The organism is Candidatus Aalborgicola defluviihabitans (assembly GCF_016705985.1).
GTDB classification, from domain to species: Bacteria; Pseudomonadota; Gammaproteobacteria; order Burkholderiales; family Burkholderiaceae_C; genus Allorhodoferax; species Allorhodoferax defluviihabitans.
The window spans coordinates 300,579-317,645 of sequence record NZ_JADJKN010000006.1; the positions used below are offsets into that span (position 1 = coordinate 300,579).

The window sequence follows — 17,067 nt, forward strand, 5'->3', positions numbered from 1 at the left end:
AGAGACAAATGCCCGCATCTACCGTGCAATTTCGCCCCCGAATCGCGCTGATTCACGCCTTGGCGCATTCCGTTGCACCGATCAACCAGGCGATGGCCCGGAGCTGGCCCGAAGCCACACGCATGAACCTGCTCGACGACAGCCTGGCGGCAGACCTCGCCGCTTCCGGCTCTTCGCTTGATGCGGCTATGCACGCGCGCTTTGAGCGCTTGGGCGACTATGCAGTGGACTGCGGCAGCGACGCCATTCTCTTCACCTGTTCTGCCTTTGGTCCCTGCATTGAAGCGCTGGCTCGCAAGTATCCCGCTATACCGGTACTCAAACCCAATGAAGGCATGATCCAGGACGCCGTAGCACTGGGCATGCGCGTCGGTCTGTTGGCCACCTTTGCTCCGACCCTGGCATCAATGCCACCCGAATTTCCGCCAGATCTGGTCATTGACACCCTGCTGGTGCCACACGCGCTTACGGCATTGGATGCGGGTGATCACCAGCGCCACGATGAGCTGATCGCCCAGGCCGCTGTCGAATTGGCGGCACGCGGCTGCCAGGTCATTGCGCTGGCGCAATTCAGCATGGCGCGCGCACGCGCCATGGTGGTACAGCGCACGGGCCTGCCGGTGTTGAGCACGCCCGACAGTGCCGTGGCACTGCTGCGCAAAAAAACTCTGGCTCAGGCGCCGTCGCATACCTAGGCCGTTGAACTAGCCAACTTTATTTATGAACCCACTTCCTTGCCTGCCGTGCTACCTCAATGGTGACTACACGGACCTCCCCAACGCCAAGATCAGTGTCATGGATCGCGGGTTTATCTTCGGCGACGGTGTATACGAGGTCGTGCCGGTCTATGGCGGCCATTTGTTCCGCTTTGAGCAGCACATGGACCGACTCGACCGCAGCCTGGGCGAGCTGCGTATTGCCAACCCGCTGAGCCGTTTGCAGTGGGCTGAAATTGCACATCAATTAATAACCGCCTACGCCAATTTCAGCAAAGAGCGCATCGTGGATACGCATCAACTGATCTACATCCAGATCACCCGGGGCGTGGCCCTGCGTGAGCATGTCATGCCGCAAAACATCACACCGACCGTGTTTGTCCTGGCCAATGCCATGACCATGCCCAGTGCGGCCCAGCGCAGCGCCGGCGTAGCCTGCGTGACGGCGGATGATTTCCGCTGGGAAATGGCCCATATCAAGAGCACCAGTTTGTTGGGCGCGGTGTTCGCTCGCCAGATCAGTTTCGACGCCGGAGCTGCAGAAACCGTAATGTTCCGCCATGGTTTCCTGAGTGAGGCCGCCGCCAGCAACGTCTGGGTTGTCAAAAACGGCACAGTCATCGGCACGCCCAAGGATCACTGCGTGCTTGAGGGCATTCGTTACGGATTGATCGAGGAATTGTGCCGGGCCAATCAGATCGGATTCGAGTTGCGCCGAGTGTCGCGCGATGAGGTTTTTTCGGCGGACGAAATTCTGTTGTCATCCGCCACCAAGGAAGTGCTGGCGGTAACCCGGCTGGATGATCGGGCAGTCGGCTGCGGAACGCCTGGGCCGGTGTATCACAAGCTGTACGCGCAGTACCAGGTCGCCATTGCGCAGGCCCGCGAGCAGAAGGCGCCGACAACCGAACCTGACCGCATCCAGTAAATAGCAGGCTGCGGCCATAACTCGCGATTGGGTTGCTAATAATTTTTACCAATCGGGGTTCAGCCCTCGTCAACACTACACAACCTACTATAAATTCAATAGCATTCGCTCACCCCCGTGGGTGGTGCTGCTTGTGCAACACCGCCAGCCGCTCCCGCGCCACATGGGTGTAGATGGTGGTGGTCGAAATATCGGCGTGCCCCAGCAACAATTGCACCGCCCGCAAGTCCGCACCGTGGTTGAGTAAATGCGTGGCGAAAGCGTGGCGCAGGGTGTGCGGTGACAGGGGTACCCGGATGCCCGCTGCCAAAGCATGCTTCTTCACAATCATCCAGAACATCACCCGCGACATGGCGCTACCGGCATTGGCGCCACGCGCTGTGACAAACAAGTCATCGGTCTGCTTACCGGCCAACAGTTCGGGCCGGGCGGACGCCAGGTACTGACGTAACCACTGGCTGGCCACTTCGCCAAACGGCACCAGGCGCTCCTTGCTGCCTTTGCCCATCACGCGCAGCACGTTGTCATTAAGGCCGAGGTTCAGGGTTTTGAGCGTCACCAGTTCACTCACGCGCAGCCCACTGGCATACATCAACTCCAACATGGTGCGGTCCCGTACACCCAACGCCTGTGAAGTATCCGGCGCTGCCAGCAGCGCTTCCACCTGCGCTTCCGTCAGGGTTTTGGGCACCCGCAGCGCCTGCTTGGCGGACTGCAGGGTGAGTGTGGGATCTTCCTGCACCACGCCCTCGCGCAGAGCCCAGCGGAAATAGCGTTTGAACACTGTCAGGCGCCGGTTGGCGGTAGTGGCGCGGGTCGTGGCATGTCGCTCGGAAAAATACAACTGCAAATCCAGTGCCGTGGTCTGGTTCAGCTCCCGGGCCTTGCCAGCCAGCCAGGTGGCGTACAGGGTCAGGTCGCGCCGGTAGGCCGTCAGCGTGTTTTTGGATAGCCCTTCTTCCAGCCAGAGGGCATCCACAAAGGTATCAACGCCATTCAGGCTGGAAGCAGTTGTTGCCATCAATTCATTTGCATTTTGATAACCCGGTTGGGATAACCTTTTGTCATCGCTATCCCTGCGATCTGGACACGATCCAGCGCAAATAGTAACCGCAGCACACGCCCGTCGCACACGGTTTTGGCTGGTATTCTTGCGCGGTGAACTACGCCCAACTGCTACTCCCGGATTTTTCCCTCATTCTGTGCGGCTACCTGGTTTGCCGATTCACCGCCTTGCGCCGGCCGTTGTGGGAACATGTCGAAACCCTGGTGTATTTTTTTCTGTTCCCGGTGCTGCTGTTTCAATCCATTGTCAAAAGCCCGCTGGACGTGCATGCGGCCTCCCTGCTGATGGGAGCAGGATGGACGCTGGGTTTGAGCGGCATTGCCATGGCCTATGCGCTGCCCCACGTTCCAGTTCTCAAACGCTGGATCGATGGGCGTGACCATGCCAGTAGCGCGCAGGTGGCGTTTCGCTTCAATTCCTTCGTTGGCCTGGCCCTGGCCAATCGGTTGGCCGGACCACAGGGCGTGCAATTGATTGCCGTACTCATCGGCGTCTGTGTGCCGCTTTTCAATGTAGCTGCCGTGTGGCCCATGGTGCGCCACGCGCGGCGCAACCTGGCGCGTGAGCTGCTGCGCAACCCGCTGATCATTGCCACCGCTTCTGCTTTGGTAGCCAACCTGCTGGGCTTTTCCATTCCACCGTGGCTGGAGCCATCGGTCACGCGCATTGGTGCGGCATCATTGGCTCTGGGCCTGATGGCAGCCGGCGCAGGCATGCAGTTGGGCGCGTTGAACCGCGCCAAGGCGCTGGGGGTAGCGGTGCTGGCCATTCGGCACCTGATGTTGCCTTTGGTGGCGATGGTGATCGCGCGTCTGTTCGGCCTCAGTGCGGTAGAGGCCACCATTTTGTTGGTCTTCTCAGCCCTGCCCACGTCGTCCAGTTGCTACGTGCTGGCCACGCGCATGGGCTATGACGGCGCCTATGTGGCGGGGCTGGTGACGGTGTCTACGGTACTGGCCATGGTAAGCTTGCCAATGGCACTGGGGCTGCTACGCTAAATCATCAACGCGCCCCCACCTCCATCTGCTTCCAGGGCTGCGCGCCCAATTGCAGCAGCAACACGCCCGCCAGCACCGCCACTCCCAACATGGTGTTGTTCACGCCTGCCACGAAGCTGGCGGTGTCAACCCCCGCAGGCAACCAACTGGCAATGACATCCAGGTAGTAGCGGACGTACAGCAAGATCAACAACGGAGCAACCCAAACGCCAAGCCGCGCTGTGCGACCGCCCGCATCTCCCAGCACAGCGCGCCCGGCCAGCAGGAACAACGCCGACGCGATGAAGATCACCGTAAACAGCGTGCCCACAATGGGCTTGCCAGCCCCAAAAACCTCACTCCAGATGCTTGAAGGCACCCAGGCCAGACACAGCAAGCCGAGCCCCGTCGCCAGACGGCGCGCGCGCTTCGGGCCCAGGGCATCGGCAAAGCCAGCCGCACTGCCGGATTGCCCTGCTTCAACCGCGGCCGCATCACTGTCACGTTTGAGCCACGGCAAGACCAGCAAGCAGGCCAGACCGAAAATGCCATCCACCAGCATGGTGGTCGGGTAGCCCCAGGCTTCGATGGCAATGCCCTGCCAGGTGGCCGAGTACGAAATAGCCAGGTTCATCAGCGCCATGTAGGCGGTGAACTGCGTGGCCGCCACGGCCGGGTTGGTCACATCCATCATGATGGCCGAGCGCGCGCCATACATCAGCCCCTGGAACACCGAATACGCCAGCGTGGCAATCCAGAAGGCGGTTAGCAAGGCTGCGGGCACCTGCGGACGATTGGCAACCGTGGTGCTGACCGGCATGATCCACCCGTACCGCGTGAGTTCGTTCATCAAATAGAACACCGGCACGCTCATCAGTGCCATGTAAACGAGTAGTGTGCGCCGACGGCCCCAGCGGTCCGACAGGTAGCCCCCCAGCACACAAAATGCAGCGCCCAAAATGGATGAGTAGAAGTTCAGCGCGGCCACCTGGTCGTCATCCATGCCCAGTTCCACGGCCAGGTTGGACTGCAAGGCCAACCCCAGGCACATGGCACCAGCTGGCAACAGCGCAAACAGCAGCCCGCCAAAGGCACCGGAGCTACCCAAAAAGGAGCGGAATGAATCAATGGCAAAAACCCGCATCTCGCGCCCGGCCTGCGCCAGTTTGGAGCCCGCAACCCGCTCGCGCACCGGGCCAGGCGCCTCTTGCATGGGCAACACCACAAAGGCCGTCACCGCCAGAATGCACGCGGCCACAAAGAAGAAAGTTGGCTGAAAACCGGTGTAGCCGCTGAGGAACATGACACCGCTGCCGCCCACCATGCTGCCAATGGTGGCGCCGGCAAACATCATGCCGTTGGCCACGCCCCGCTCGTTTTCCTGCAACGTACTGCAGGCCAGCGCGTCAATGGCCACATCCTGCATGGCACCAAAGGTGTTGTGCACCAACAGGATGATGGTGAACAAGCCCAGTTGCGCGGGCAGGTCCAGCATCACCGTGGACAACAGCGTGAGCGCCATGGCAACCTGGGTGAACAAAATCCAGCCACGCCGTCGACCCAGTCGCTCTGACGAAAACACGTCGATCACGGGGCCAAAAGCCCATTTGAACGCCCATGGAAGGTAAAACGAGCCGACAAAGGCGCCGATCTCGGCCGGACCTACATCCAGCCGCCGCAGCCGCGTGGCTACGGCGGTGGCCGCAAAGCCAAGCGGAATACCCTCGGTGACGTACAGCAGAAAGAACGCCATCAGTCGGCCATTTTTGGTGGCCAGCAGGTTGGGGAGTCGCATAAAGGTTTTGCCTCTGTGGTGTGGGCGGGATCATCGCACAGGGGCGGGGGCAGTGAAAGGAGCAATCAGCTAGTGAAGCGGGTACGCGGCTTTATCGCGCAGCGTCCGATTGAGCGCCGGGTTGGGCATTTTCGAGAGGCAATATGTAACGGTGCCACCCCCAACGTTCGCGAAGCATGTAGACAACGAGTGCGACGCATCCCAAAACCAAAAAGTCCTATAGCCCAAGGGACCAGCCAACCCATTGGCGGAGAAAATATGGCAACCGCAGAAGTAATAACTCCTGGAAGGACAAATCGCATCCATAGCCAGTTGTTGGCGATTGCTGGATGCTGGCGGCAAATGATTTCACCGTGGCATTGAGGGCAGGCACAAAGACAGTTTGGTGATCCCAAGCTTTCGGCAACTCCTCGACTCGCCGGAATCTTAACGAGGAACTACACCGCGGGCACCTGAAGTCAATAAGTGGATCAAAAATCGAAAACATACCGAACTCCTTAGGCCCAACGTTGGTGATGACCAGCGCACAGCAACTGCTGCGCAGCAGCCTTTTGATGCTGCGTGTCTGAGTCGATCAACCGGTTAGGCCCCGCTGAGCCGCGCTGCGAGTTCATGTAGGCCAACTCGATTCAAGACCTTGAGTGTTCCGCGCTTCTGCAAGATATTCAGGCCGCGAAACCACTTTGTCGTGTGATTCATATCAAATCGAGCTGAGGCACTTTTGATGCGGTTCTCGACTTCGATGGCAAAGGCCGCAGCAGCAGGCCCGCCCTGTTCCTTTGCTACGTTCTTCTTCCTTCGTTCTGCTGCCTCGGCGCCGATGAATTGAATGCCGTTCAAACAAGTACCGCAAACGAATTGAATGTATCCATCACGGTCCTCTGATCCGCGCTCGCCGAAGTGCTTCCAACGTATGAAAGCTGCTTCCTCGTAGCTATAGGTTGCCCACACTTGCTCAACTACTCGGTTGTGACAGTGGTCGCATGTGATGGTGGCACCGTAGCCGATAAATTCTCGAAGCCCAGTTCCCCAGCCTGCAGACATTTTCTACCTCAAATATTGTTGTACGGATTTAACCGGGACTTCTTGCACATATGGGCAAATTGGACAGTGATAGACGGCTTTCCGCCAGGTCCATCCAAAACCGAAGAGGAATCGCTCACCGTCCCAGGCGAGCCTGAATTCCCCGGGATTGTTACACCGTGGGCAGGTGACCTTCAGTGTCGGCGCGGAGTCAACGAAGTTCCAGATGTGTGAGCGGCTGTAGCGCATTTTATCGAGGTGGAGCGAGGATCGCTTTGGGACTTAACGTTGGAGGCCACTGGCACGCGACATACGCCGCGCAGCGGCAACTTCATGTTGCGTGTCCATGTGGGCCGACCAATTAAACCGATGCATCACGAAATGCCCGCAGGACGGTGTTGATTCTGGTCTGGTAACCAGCGCCTTGTGCTTTAAACCATTCCAAAACATCCTGATCCACGCGCAGTGAAATGGATGCCTTTGATGGCAGGGGCTGAAGCCCGCGACGAACAATGCCGCGAACAATGTGCTTTACGGTAGTTTCTGGGTGCTCTGGGTTTGCCATGCCGTCGTCGGCCTTGAGGCGAGCCCAATCAGTTTTGGATTGCATCGAAGTAGATTTGCGACTCGCGCTTGGTGGCTTTGCGGAACGAGATGATGCGGATTTCATGTTCATTCTCCGTATGCACGACTGAGACTGTAATTCCGGCGAGCAAGCCCAGCGTGACAAAGCGTTGCTCTCCGTAGGAGAAACGATCATCTTCAAAGGTGTAAGTCATGCCTTCGAACACGCTTTGCGCGTCAATGAAATCAAGCCCGTGGGCTTTGATATTTGTGGCACGCTTCGCTTCTGACCAAGTGAACTCCATGTCACAAGTGTATATACAGAACGTAGGTGCGTCAATGACGCATTTTCAGCGGTTTAACACCTGAGTTAAGCCGCGCCGCGCAGTGGCGAAAGCTTCGCGCTAGCGTAGCGCAGGCGCAAAGGTGAAGCTACGAAGCGGTGGCGGCTTGAATGATGGGATGGACTCCCCCGTCTTTTTGCGCAACAGTGGCGCTCTGGTCGTCATGGGCATGGGGATCAGGTCTTTCAACGTAAGGAGTCCGACATGAATGCTACTACCGTTGCCGTCGATCTTGCAAAGTCCGTCTTTCAACTTGCTGTGGCTGATGAACACTGGAAGATTATTGAAACCCAGCGCCTGACGCGCACCCAGTTCGAGCGTTGGTTTCTCAACCGGGAAGTAAACCTGGTCATCATGGAAGGCTGCGGCTCAGCCCACCACTGGGCGCGCTGGCTCAATGGCCTGGGTATCGAGGTTCGCCTGCTGCCCGCCCAGTACATCCGCGCCTACGTCAAGCGCAACAAGACCGACGCGGCCGATGCTGCCGCACTTCTGGAAGCGGCGCGCGCGTCTGACATGCGTCCCGTGCGGGTGAAGTCCGTCGAACAACAAGCGCTGCAAGGTATGCATCGCATACGTTCCTTGTGGATGGGCACACGCACTTCGCGCATCAATGCCTTGCGTGGCTTCTGCCGTGAGTTTGGCATTGCTATCCCTGTAGGTGCACGCACGGGCATGGAAGCAATCAGCCGCGTGCTGGCTGACCCCAATACGGCAGTGCCGGATTTGATTCGTGGCACAGCCAAACTACTGATTGAAGAAATTCGACTGCTCGAAGCCCGCATTGCGCAGCTGGAACGTGAACTCGCTGCCATTGCCAAGCTCAGTCCAGCTTGCACGACGTTGCTGTCGATCCCAGGCATTGGCTTGCTGACCGCCACGGCGCTGGTGGCAGCCACCTCTGGCGATGTGAGTCACTTCAAGGATGCGCGGCATTTTTCCAGCTGGTTTGGTCTGACGCCCAAGGAGTACAGCTCGGGCAGTAGCCGCCATCTGGGGCGTATCTCCAAGAAGGGGGATCGCTACTTGCGCATGTTGCTGACCCACGGGGCCAGGAGCGTGCTGCGTGCGTCCAAGGTGGCGCAGGACGCCGGGCGCGAGGTGTGTGGCGTTCGGCGCTGGGCATTGGATGTGCAGAGTCGAAGCAACCACAACAAGGCGGCTTGTGCACTGGCCAATAAGTTGGCACGGATTTGTTATGCCACGCTGCGGGACAAGGAGCCGTTTGGCGAGAGTGCCAGGCTGAACAAGAAGATCAATAGGGAGAGCTTTGTGATGCCAGCGTAGACCGAAAATATCCAAAACAGCCGTCACCAAGAAGAAACTGAACACCCATCACGCGTTGCGACGAGATTGATCGACCATCATGGCCAACCGGGTTCACCCCACACCGATAGACGCCGATAACTCTTCCGGCTCATTTGCAGCCGTTTGTAACGATTGGCGCATCGGTGACGCAGATTCCATGTCGGCACGGACCATTGCGAGTCCACACCAGATGCCGGATATACGACTGCATGCGCTTCCCAGACAGCCAAACTATCGATTAGTTTCTTGAACTTGTGGGGGAGTCCATATACGAATAGTTAGACGCGGCTCCTGAGCGACCAAAGCCACGGCGCAAGTGCGAAGAACACTAGGTTCAAAAAGTAAACAGCTCCTGACACAGGATCCTTGGCTAAGACGTAGCTGGCTGGGGAAAGGTCAGACGTAGCAACCGCAACGCCGAGCTCAGCCACGATCATGAGCAAGAACGCATTGCCACCGATTGCCAGGAGGTGCGTGCTTGAAAGGTGAGGATTGCGCTGTTGAATCCAACGAGAGCTAAGCCCAATCACCAGAAGCATGACGGGCATCTCCATGAGCTCGGCCGTCCTGACGCCGTAGTGAGGCACGAGAAACGGTATGCGAATGAACGCCAGTGCGAAGCCTGCGGCGAAGACGATGCTGAAGTAGGTGATTGCTTGTGAAAGATCGCGCATGGCTTCCTCCGCGTCTAACAATCAGCGTTTATCCGCCGCGCCACAAAGCTGGCACAAAGCGAGGACGTCATTCGCGGCAGATAAACCATGTTGGACTGAACCGCCTGCGAGACGGTGGCGTGTGTTCTGGGCAATAGGGGGTTTGAACCAATCCCCGCTTGTGTCAATAGATTATGACCCAGCCCAGTGTCGTTGCGCCGTGCGCGGATTGCCTTTACATTGCGGGGCTGGGCACTGCTCTTTGCTGGATCGCTCGGGTATTGTTCTGCACGCAGTTGCCAGCCAGCGTGCGGCGCAACACTGCCTGACACCACTGGACGTGGTGCGAATTTTTGATCCCTGGCATCCCCTGGGCACCTCACGGTGGCCCCCTGGTTGCCCGCCACACGCTACCCGGTGTCGGCACGTGTACCCTGGCAGCGTTGCCACCACCTGAGTGTGCCCGCCTTGCAGCACGGACACTGCATAGTCTCAATCCTGCCACCCTCGCCATGAACGCCTGTGCCGACTCTGGGCCAGCGGGTTGGTGCGGGCATCTGTAGTGCCAGCCTTGCGAGCGAGCTTGTCCGTCTTGCATGCACTGGCCAGAACTCCGTAGTGGCGAATCCGCTTGATACCGTGGGCAAGACGTGACAAGAGCGCCGTATGAATTCACAGCCGGGTAAATGTTCTGTGCGCTTACCCCCTTGGTCATCCGCTCTGACGGTAAAAACCACTTCACTGTGCGTGAGCGCCTTGATGCGCTCGTTGCCAATGGCCTGCGGTGTGTGTAGCGGCTGAGGTACTCCAGCGTTTGTGCTGGACCACCCAACGGCGTCTTGGCACACCACCCAGTCGTGGCGGTATAGATCTCTTTGGCGTTGTGCCCAGGCCTGGCACCGCCCTGCGGATCATTGGCGATGTCTGTTTTGATGGGCCCGGCCCAAGGCTGCCAGAAACTTGCCCCGAAACACCTTGGACAGGGCCTGCACCGGGAACAGAAAGTCGGGCTTTCGGATCGGCGGTGCCAGCGGCCTTGACCCTGATCATCTTGCACCAGCACCGCAGGCCATCACCGCATGCACATGGATGTGCAACCGCAAGTCCTGGGTCCAGTGCAGTACAGGCTGAAGGCCGGGTGCCACCACCAACCCCCATCCAACGCGCATTGGCCGCGAACTCAGACAGTGTTTGGGCGGTGCTGGCAAACAGGGTGTCGATGACCCAGCGCGGGTGGTACTGGTACAGGGCATTGAGGCTGTGCGGCAGCGTGAACACCAAGTGGGCACATTCAACACATCCGCTGACGCCCCTGCAGCCAGGCGTCCTTGGCACGCGATCCGCACTGGGCAGTGTCGATTGCGGCAGGAGTGGTATTGCCAGTGGCTGTGGCCACAAGTCTCACAGGCCAGCTGTGGCCCCCAGTGCCGCCGTCCTGCACGCGACGATGCCGCGCCAGGCCTTGGCCTGGGGTGTGGACAGGGTGGCTTTACCAGATGTGCCGCACCATGCTGGCGCAGCACATCGGCCAGGGTGGCCACGCGCTCAGCCCCGTGATCGTTTCAGGTCTTGGGCAGGCCCGCCAGCAGGTCCAGGGTCCACGTCTTTGGGTGGTTTGAACTGCGGGCTGATGAGGTGCAGATAACGGCTGGTGGTGCTGATTGGCCGTGGCCCAAGAGCGGCTGATGGTGTACAGGTCCACGCCACCTTCGAGCAAGTGGGTGGCAAAGCAGTGGCGCAGGGTATGGTGCCACCATGCTTGACGATGCCGGCGCAGTGTCGGGCCGCTTGGTAGGCGCGTTGCACGGCTTCGATGTTGACGCACGTCGTGCCATTGGCGTTGGCAAACAGCCAGCGACCTGGTGCTGCGGAGCAGGGGCTGTATTGGCGCAGCAACGCCAACAGGCTTGACTGAGGATGCTGTAGCGGTCGGCACCGCTTTGCCGGCCGTAACCCGCACGCACATGCGATCTGGCGCTGTCGATGTCATCCACGCGCAGCGCAGGCTTCGGAGATACGCAGACCGGCCGCATAGATGGTTTGCAACACGGTTCGGTAAACCGGATGCGAGCAGCAGGCAAACAGGTGCGTGACCTCTTGGCGCGCGAGCAACTCGGCTGCTTCTGTGGCACACGGGCCATGGGCGGGCGCAGGTGGACGATGGCTGGCGCGCCCCAGCACGGTCTCAAACAAGAAGCGGCTGGCGCTGGCGGCGTGGTTGACGCTGCTGTAGGAGAGCTTGCGGTCTTTGACCAGGTGCAGCATGTAGGCCTCGATCTCAGGCGGCTCAACAAGTCGGGACTGCGGTGGTAGTGGCGTGCCATTCGGGCGACGGCATCGGTGTAGCACTCCTTGGTCCGTTCAGCCGGCCGCGCACGGTCATGGCGTCGAGCATGCGTTGACGTAAGGGTGTCATGCGGTTCTCCTCAAAGCCGGGGAACATTCCCCAACTCCAAGGCTTTACCTCAAGGCCCGTCTATGCAAGTAGCCCCGAAACACAAATGCAGTGGCGGCGCACCGTGCACTAGCCACCGCGTAGCGGTTTAGTTCAACTTAATATAGCCGAGCGCCTATCTTGACATTCCCAAGCTAGACGACGAAATAAACTGGCGGGCTGGTTTTGACGGTACCACGGGCAACCGGCTAACCAGTATGAACGATCAATTCTTGGCAACATTGCTGGGTACTTTTGCATGACAACCATTGTATGAACCTGTCGCATATCCTGGCCAATCAAAGCCAATGCCTGCTATGAAAGAGCTGCATGGGGTCGACTCCGTGCCGGCTCCTGCCCTGAATTACACATTGCTGACCAGGCCATTTCTGCTCTGCCACACATCGAAGCAACTGACATATCACAGCCAAGGCAAGACACCGAATCTCATCGCCCCTGCGCCAACGCCCACAGCACATGCTCCCGCACCAACCCACTGGGATGCTGCACATGCCGCTGCAAAAACGGCCCCACATCGGCACCAGCACGCAATGCATTTCCCAGTGCCACCGCAATGTTGCGCTGCCAGCGCTCGTGACCGATACGCCGAATAGGACTGCCTTCGGTGCGCTGCAAAAACTCAGCCTCGGTCCACTCAAACAGCGCTACCAACTGCTGGCCACTCAAACCCTCGCGCGGATCAAAGTCGGGCAAGGGGCTGCGCTGGGCAAACTTGTTCCAGGGGCAGACCAATTGGCAATCGTCACAGCCGTAGATGCGGTTGCCTATCGGCGCACGCAGCTCCAACGGAATGGCGCCAGCATGTTCAATGGTCAGGTAAGAAATGCAGCGCCGCGCATCCAGCCGGTGCGGTGCCACGATGGCCTGCGTGGGGCACACTTCGATGCAGGCATTGCAGGTGCCACAGTGCTCTTGCACCGGTTCGCTTACCGGCAAGGGCACATCCACATAAATCTCACCCAAAAAAAACAGCGAACCGGCGTCGCGGTTGAGCAGCAGCGTGTGCTTGCCGCGCCAGCCCTGCCCGCTGCGTGCGGCCAGTTCGGCTTCCAGCACGGGTGCGGAATCGGTGAACACGCGGTGGCCAAACGGGCCTATGGCCTGTGCAATGCGGTCGCTCAATTTTTGCAGGCGGCTGCGCAAAACCTTGTGGTAGTCGCGCCCCCGTGCGTAGACCGAGACAATACCTTCGGTGGGGTGGTCCAGGCGCACCCACTCCACCGTCTGCCAGCCATCGGGCGTGTCACGCGGCAGGTAATTCATGCGGACCGTGATCACGCTCAGGGTGCCGGGCACCAGCTCGGCCGGGCGTGCGCGCTTGAGGCCATGGTTGGCCATATAGGCCATGTCGCCATGGAAGCCCTGCTCCAGCCAGGCCAGCAATCCGGCCTCTGCTGACGATAAATCCACACTGGCCACGCCAATTTGGGAGAATCCAAGTTCCAGGGCCCAGGCCTGAACTTGAGAAACCCATTGGTTGCCATCGAATTGAGTGCTGTTGATTGTCACGACCCTATTGTAAAAACCTTGCGCTGGCGCGACGAGGCGGCTACTCACGCATACGCCGTGGCGCTGGCGGCACAGCCTGCGTTGGCCAATGCCTTCATTGCCCTGCACGGCGACCTGGGCGCGGGCAAGACCACGCTGGTGCGCCATCTGTTGCAGGCATTGGGCGTGCAAGGTCGCATCAAAAGCCCTACCTATGCAGTAGTGGAGCCGTATGAACTGCCGGCGCTGAATGTGTGGCATTTTGACTTTTACCGCTTTGCCGACCCGCGCGAGTGGGAAGACGCGGGTTTTCGTGACATCTTTGCCAGCCCCGGACTCAAGTTGGCAGAGTGGCCCGAAAAAGCTGCTACCTTTCTGCCCATGGCCGACATTGACTTGACACTGCACACCTTGGGCGAAACAGCCCGCCAAGTCACCCTGCGCGCGAATACACCCACTGGCGCGGTACTGCTGCAAGCCATCAACCGGCAGGAACACTAGCCTTGAAACGCCGCACCCTCTTGCAAACCGGCAGCGTGGTCCTGACGCTGGGACTGGCGGAGCTGGCCCGGGGCGCAACCATTCTTACGGTGCGTATCTGGCCGGCACCCGAATACACCCGCATCACGATTGAATCGGACGGCGCGCTGGTCGCCAAACCCATCTTTGTGCCCAGTCCGCCGCGCTTGGCTGTGGACCTGGAGGGCATCACCCTTAATCCAGCGCTCAAAGAGCTGGTGGCCAAGTTGCGGGCCGACGACCCCAACATTGCCGGCATCCGGGTCGGCCAGTTCTCCCCCACGGTGGTGCGGCTGGTGGTGGACCTGAAGCTGCCCATCCGGCCCCAGGTGTTTTCACTTGCGCCAGTGGCTGCCTACCAGAACCGGTTGGTGATGGACCTGTATCCGGTGAACCAAATCGACCCTCTGGAAGCGCTGATTGCGGAGCGCTTTCCGGGCAGCCCGGCAACTCCGACTCCTGCGCCGCAAGCTGCCAGTGGGCCCCAGCCCACTACGGCAAGCGCTGATCCGCTGGGCGAACTGATCGTTCAGCACAGTCAAAAATCGGCCTCGGTTGCGGTTGCATCCAACTCCATTAACGCTACGAAATCAGGAGCGTCTTACGTAGATTCGACGAGGGCTAGTGGCCAGAATGGCACTAAGCTTTCTGGCAAAACCGATGTACCGCCACCTGCCGCAACCGACCGCCTGATCATCATCGCCCTGGACCCTGGCCATGGCGGTGAAGACCCCGGTGCGGTTGGCCCGGGTGGCACGCGCGAGAAAGACGTGGTGCTGCGCCTGGCCCACCTGATGCGCGAGCGCATCAATGCCACCAGCGTTAACGGCAACACCATGCGTGCCTACCTGACACGCGACGCCGATTTTTTTGTGCCACTGCAGGTGCGGGTACAAAAGGCGCGCCGGGTTCAGGCCGACTTGTTTGTGAGCCTGCACGCCGACGCTTTTTTTACCCCCGACCCGCAAGGCGCCAGCGTGTTTGCGTTGAGCCAGGGCGGGGCATCGAGTAGCGCAGCGCGCTGGATGGCCGCCAAGGAGAACAAGGCCGACCTGATTGGCGGGCTCAACGTCCAGACCAAAGACGCCACCGTGCAACGCGCCCTGTTGGACATGAGCACCACCGCCCAGATCAACGACAGCCTGAAGCTCGGCGGCTCCCTGCTGGGCGAAATCGGCCGCGTGGGCAAGCTGCACAAGGCCAAAGTGGAACAGGCCGCCTTTGCGGTGCTCAAGGCCCCCGATATTCCCAGCGTGCTGGTTGAGGCCGCCTTTATCAGCAACCCACGGGAAGAGGCCAAACTCAATAGTGCAGAGTTTTTGAACCAGCTGGCCGATGCGCTGATGCGCGGGATTGAGCGCTACTTCTCCAAAAACCCGCCGCTGGCGCGCAACCGGATCAGGAGTTAGTCCCTGCGCCGCGTGAACGACTACGCCAGGCGCCCCACAGAATGACCAGTCCAGGGACCAGGATCATGGCCCAGATGATTTTGTCCAGATGCAGCTTGACCCAGGGGAAGTTGCCGAAAAAGTACCCAACCGTGATGATCCCACCCACCCACAACGTGCCGCCCAACACGTCGTACAACGCAAAGCGTGCGCGCGTCATCTGGGCCACGCCGGCCACAAAGGGCGCAAACGTGCGCAAGAACGGCATAAAACGCGCCGCCACAATCGTGATGCCACCGTAGCGCTCATAGAACGCATGGGCCTGGTCAAAAGCGTTCTTGTTGAAGAAGCGAGAGTTGTCCCACTGGAACACACGCGGCCCGATACGCCGGCCAATGGCGTAGTTGGACTGGTTGCCCAAAATGGCGGCTGCCAGCAAAAGCCCCACCGACAGGGGATAGCTCATCAACCCCACGCCACACATAGCGCCCACCACAAAAAGCAGGGAATCACCCGGCAGGAATGGCATGACCACGACGCCGGTTTCCACAAAAATCACCAAAAACAGCAGGCCGTAAACCCAAAGGCCGTAGGTCTGCACAAAGGCTTCCAGGTATTTGTCTACGTGCAGGACAAAATCAATCAGAAAGGTGACAAATTCCATGGGTAGAACTACAGCGCCCATGCGTGGCGCCGGTTAAGGGGTATCAATTAAAACAACAATGCAAAAAGGCCTCCAAGTACTTCTCCTTGAAGGCCTTTTGCACCGGAAAGGGTGGTGTGCGGACCTGGGTTCAAATCCACGCTTCCAATAGTGGCGGCAAGTTTAAGTTATTTGCCCCGGCATTTAGGAACTTGTCTTTTTCAGATCGCCGCTTTCCCCATTGAGTGCCCCGTGGGTTGCTTGTGCCGGAGAAAGTGATGCGCCAGCCAAAAGGGCTTCAAGCCGCTCGATGCGATGGCGGTTGGGCGTTGTGATCGCATAAAAATTTTCCTGCATTTCCGTCAATTGGCCCACCTTCAATAGGCTGCCTGAACGCAACTCGTCTTGTACAACCACCTCGGGCAGAACCGTGAGCCAACCACTGTCCCGCGCGATCAGACGCAGCATGGCCATGTCATCTACTTCAGCGCGCAGTCGCGGCTTCACACCGGCCGTAATGCACAAAGCATCGAACTGGGCTCGCAGTGCATGCCGTGGCCCTGGCAAAGCGATCTCGACACCGTCCAGATCTTCTGGAATACGCAGTGTGCGATCCTTCCATGCGCCTGCAGGGCCAACCAATGCGATTGCCTGGCTACCCAAAAAGCGGCAATGCAAGGGGCGACTCGATTCAGCCGGTACGGTTTCGTTGGCCAGCACCACGTCGAGTTGGTGCTGCAGCAGCCGTTCCAGCAGCCCCTCCAACAAGCCTGACTCCAGGGTCAAAACAACGGATTGATCCACCAACAGAGGCCGAATCCAGTTTTCCTGATAGTTCCTGGACAAGGTGGAAACGCTGCCAACCCGCAATCGGATCATTCCCTCGCTGCGGCCTTGTAGCCTCCCCAGCATTTCCTGTCCCAAACCAAAAATGTCTTCCGCATACGAAAACGCCAGTCTGCCTGTAGCGGTGAGTACAAGGCGTTTACCTTCGCGTTCAAACAGTGGCTCGCCCAGTCGCTCTTCAAGCTGCTTGATCTGAGCGGACAGCGCAGACTGCGACGTGTGAACCTCCTGCGCGGCACGGGTAAGGTGCCCGATCTTGGCGACACGCCAAAAGTAAAACAGGTGGTGAAAGTTCAGCTGTTCGAGATTTATCATTCTGTTAAAACTATTAAATCGATCTAATCAATGTATTTT

Annotated in this window: 20 protein-coding genes; 6 read left to right on the top strand and 14 right to left on the bottom strand. The window is 59.1% G+C overall.

Annotation, left to right across the window (positions count from 1 at the left end):
- Positions 1-8 precede the first annotated feature (8 nt).
- Together IPI80_RS09050 and IPI80_RS09055 are read left to right on the top strand one after the other, a co-directional pair.
- Positions 9-695 (top strand): aspartate/glutamate racemase family protein, encoded by a 687-nt coding sequence (locus tag IPI80_RS09050; protein ID WP_413859268.1) that lies wholly within the window; start codon positions 9-11, stop codon positions 693-695.
- A 25-nt stretch (positions 696-720) separates the two neighbouring features.
- Positions 721-1,644, top strand: a complete 924-nt coding sequence (locus IPI80_RS09055; RefSeq protein WP_413859270.1) for an aminotransferase class IV — start codon at positions 721-723, stop codon at positions 1,642-1,644.
- Positions 1,645-1,753: 109 nt separating this feature from the next.
- Here IPI80_RS09055 and xerD read toward each other — a convergent pair whose 3' ends face one another.
- Positions 1,754-2,665 (bottom strand): site-specific tyrosine recombinase XerD, encoded by a 912-nt coding sequence (xerD, locus tag IPI80_RS09060; RefSeq protein WP_413859272.1) that lies wholly within the window; start codon positions 2,663-2,665, stop codon positions 1,754-1,756.
- A gap of 137 nt (positions 2,666-2,802) precedes the next feature.
- Between xerD and IPI80_RS09065 the strand changes: the two genes are divergently transcribed.
- Complete coding sequence (locus IPI80_RS09065) at positions 2,803-3,708, top strand: AEC family transporter (RefSeq protein ID WP_413859274.1); 906 nt, start codon at positions 2,803-2,805, stop codon at positions 3,706-3,708.
- Between the two features lie 4 nt (positions 3,709-3,712).
- On the opposite strand, the gene IPI80_RS09070 is transcribed toward IPI80_RS09065, so the two are convergent.
- The 4 genes from IPI80_RS09070 to IPI80_RS09085 form a co-directional block, all read right to left on the bottom strand.
- Positions 3,713-5,482 (bottom strand): MFS transporter, encoded by a 1,770-nt coding sequence (locus tag IPI80_RS09070; protein ID WP_413859275.1) that lies wholly within the window; start codon positions 5,480-5,482, stop codon positions 3,713-3,715.
- Between the two features lie 582 nt (positions 5,483-6,064).
- Complete coding sequence (locus IPI80_RS09075; protein WP_413859277.1) at positions 6,065-6,526, bottom strand: hypothetical protein; 462 nt, start codon at positions 6,524-6,526, stop codon at positions 6,065-6,067.
- A 340-nt stretch (positions 6,527-6,866) separates the two neighbouring features.
- Entirely contained in the window at positions 6,867-7,181 is a 315-nt protein-coding gene (locus IPI80_RS09080) for a BrnA antitoxin family protein (protein ID WP_413859279.1), read from the bottom strand.
- On the bottom strand, positions 7,099-7,374 hold the full coding sequence (locus tag IPI80_RS09085) for a BrnT family toxin (protein WP_413859281.1): 276 nt from the start codon (positions 7,372-7,374) through the stop codon (positions 7,099-7,101). The genes IPI80_RS09080 and IPI80_RS09085 overlap by 83 nt, the downstream gene beginning before the upstream one ends.
- 243 nt (positions 7,375-7,617) lie before the next feature.
- Here IPI80_RS09085 and IPI80_RS09090 point away from each other — a divergent pair, with 243 nt between their 5' ends.
- A complete protein-coding gene (locus tag IPI80_RS09090) occupies positions 7,618-8,700 on the top strand; it encodes an IS110 family transposase (protein WP_413859283.1) in 1,083 nt (360 codons plus the stop codon).
- Positions 8,701-8,999: 299 nt separating this feature from the next.
- Here IPI80_RS09090 and IPI80_RS09095 read toward each other — a convergent pair whose 3' ends face one another.
- The 7 genes from IPI80_RS09095 to queG all read right to left on the bottom strand — a co-directional run bounded on the left by IPI80_RS09095 (position 9,000) and on the right by queG (position 13,338).
- Positions 9,000-9,395, bottom strand: coding sequence for a hypothetical protein (locus IPI80_RS09095; RefSeq protein ID WP_413859285.1), 396 nt, complete (start codon positions 9,393-9,395; stop codon positions 9,000-9,002).
- 389 nt (positions 9,396-9,784) lie between these two features.
- Positions 9,785-10,225: a transposase gene (locus IPI80_RS09100; RefSeq protein ID WP_413859287.1), complete on the bottom strand. Its 441-nt coding sequence runs from the start codon at positions 10,223-10,225 to the stop codon at positions 9,785-9,787.
- Positions 10,226-10,420: 195 nt separating this feature from the next.
- Positions 10,421-10,543: a hypothetical protein gene (locus tag IPI80_RS09105; RefSeq protein ID WP_413859289.1), complete on the bottom strand. Its 123-nt coding sequence runs from the start codon at positions 10,541-10,543 to the stop codon at positions 10,421-10,423.
- Between the two features lie 376 nt (positions 10,544-10,919).
- Positions 10,920-11,276: a hypothetical protein gene (locus IPI80_RS09110; protein ID WP_413859291.1), complete on the bottom strand. Its 357-nt coding sequence runs from the start codon at positions 11,274-11,276 to the stop codon at positions 10,920-10,922.
- Between the two features lie 84 nt (positions 11,277-11,360).
- Positions 11,361-11,639 carry a hypothetical protein gene (locus tag IPI80_RS09115; RefSeq protein ID WP_413859293.1) on the bottom strand — a complete coding sequence of 93 codons (279 nt, stop codon included), beginning with the start codon at positions 11,637-11,639 and terminating at the stop codon, positions 11,361-11,363.
- A 22-nt stretch (positions 11,640-11,661) separates the two neighbouring features.
- Positions 11,662-11,790, bottom strand: a complete 129-nt coding sequence (locus tag IPI80_RS09120) for a hypothetical protein (protein WP_413859295.1) — start codon at positions 11,788-11,790, stop codon at positions 11,662-11,664.
- Positions 11,791-12,255: 465 nt separating this feature from the next.
- On the bottom strand, positions 12,256-13,338 hold the full coding sequence (gene queG, locus IPI80_RS09125) for a tRNA epoxyqueuosine(34) reductase QueG (protein ID WP_413859297.1): 1,083 nt from the start codon (positions 13,336-13,338) through the stop codon (positions 12,256-12,258).
- On the opposite strand from queG, the gene tsaE reads away from it, so the two are divergent.
- Together tsaE and IPI80_RS09135 are read left to right on the top strand one after the other, a co-directional pair.
- Positions 13,318-13,818: a tRNA (adenosine(37)-N6)-threonylcarbamoyltransferase complex ATPase subunit type 1 TsaE gene (gene tsaE, locus IPI80_RS09130; protein WP_413859299.1), complete on the top strand. Its 501-nt coding sequence runs from the start codon at positions 13,318-13,320 to the stop codon at positions 13,816-13,818. The genes queG and tsaE overlap by 21 nt on opposite strands.
- Before the next feature lie 2 nt (positions 13,819-13,820).
- Positions 13,821-15,245, top strand: a complete 1,425-nt coding sequence (locus IPI80_RS09135) for an N-acetylmuramoyl-L-alanine amidase (RefSeq protein WP_413859301.1) — start codon at positions 13,821-13,823, stop codon at positions 15,243-15,245.
- Here IPI80_RS09135 and IPI80_RS09140 read toward each other — a convergent pair.
- Both IPI80_RS09140 and IPI80_RS09145 read right to left on the bottom strand, forming a co-directional pair.
- Complete coding sequence (locus IPI80_RS09140; RefSeq protein ID WP_413859727.1) at positions 15,235-15,888, bottom strand: VTT domain-containing protein; 654 nt, start codon at positions 15,886-15,888, stop codon at positions 15,235-15,237. The genes IPI80_RS09135 and IPI80_RS09140 overlap by 11 nt on opposite strands.
- A gap of 183 nt (positions 15,889-16,071) precedes the next feature.
- Positions 16,072-17,025, bottom strand: a complete 954-nt coding sequence (locus IPI80_RS09145; protein WP_413859729.1) for a LysR family transcriptional regulator — start codon at positions 17,023-17,025, stop codon at positions 16,072-16,074.
- Positions 17,026-17,067 lie beyond the last annotated feature (42 nt).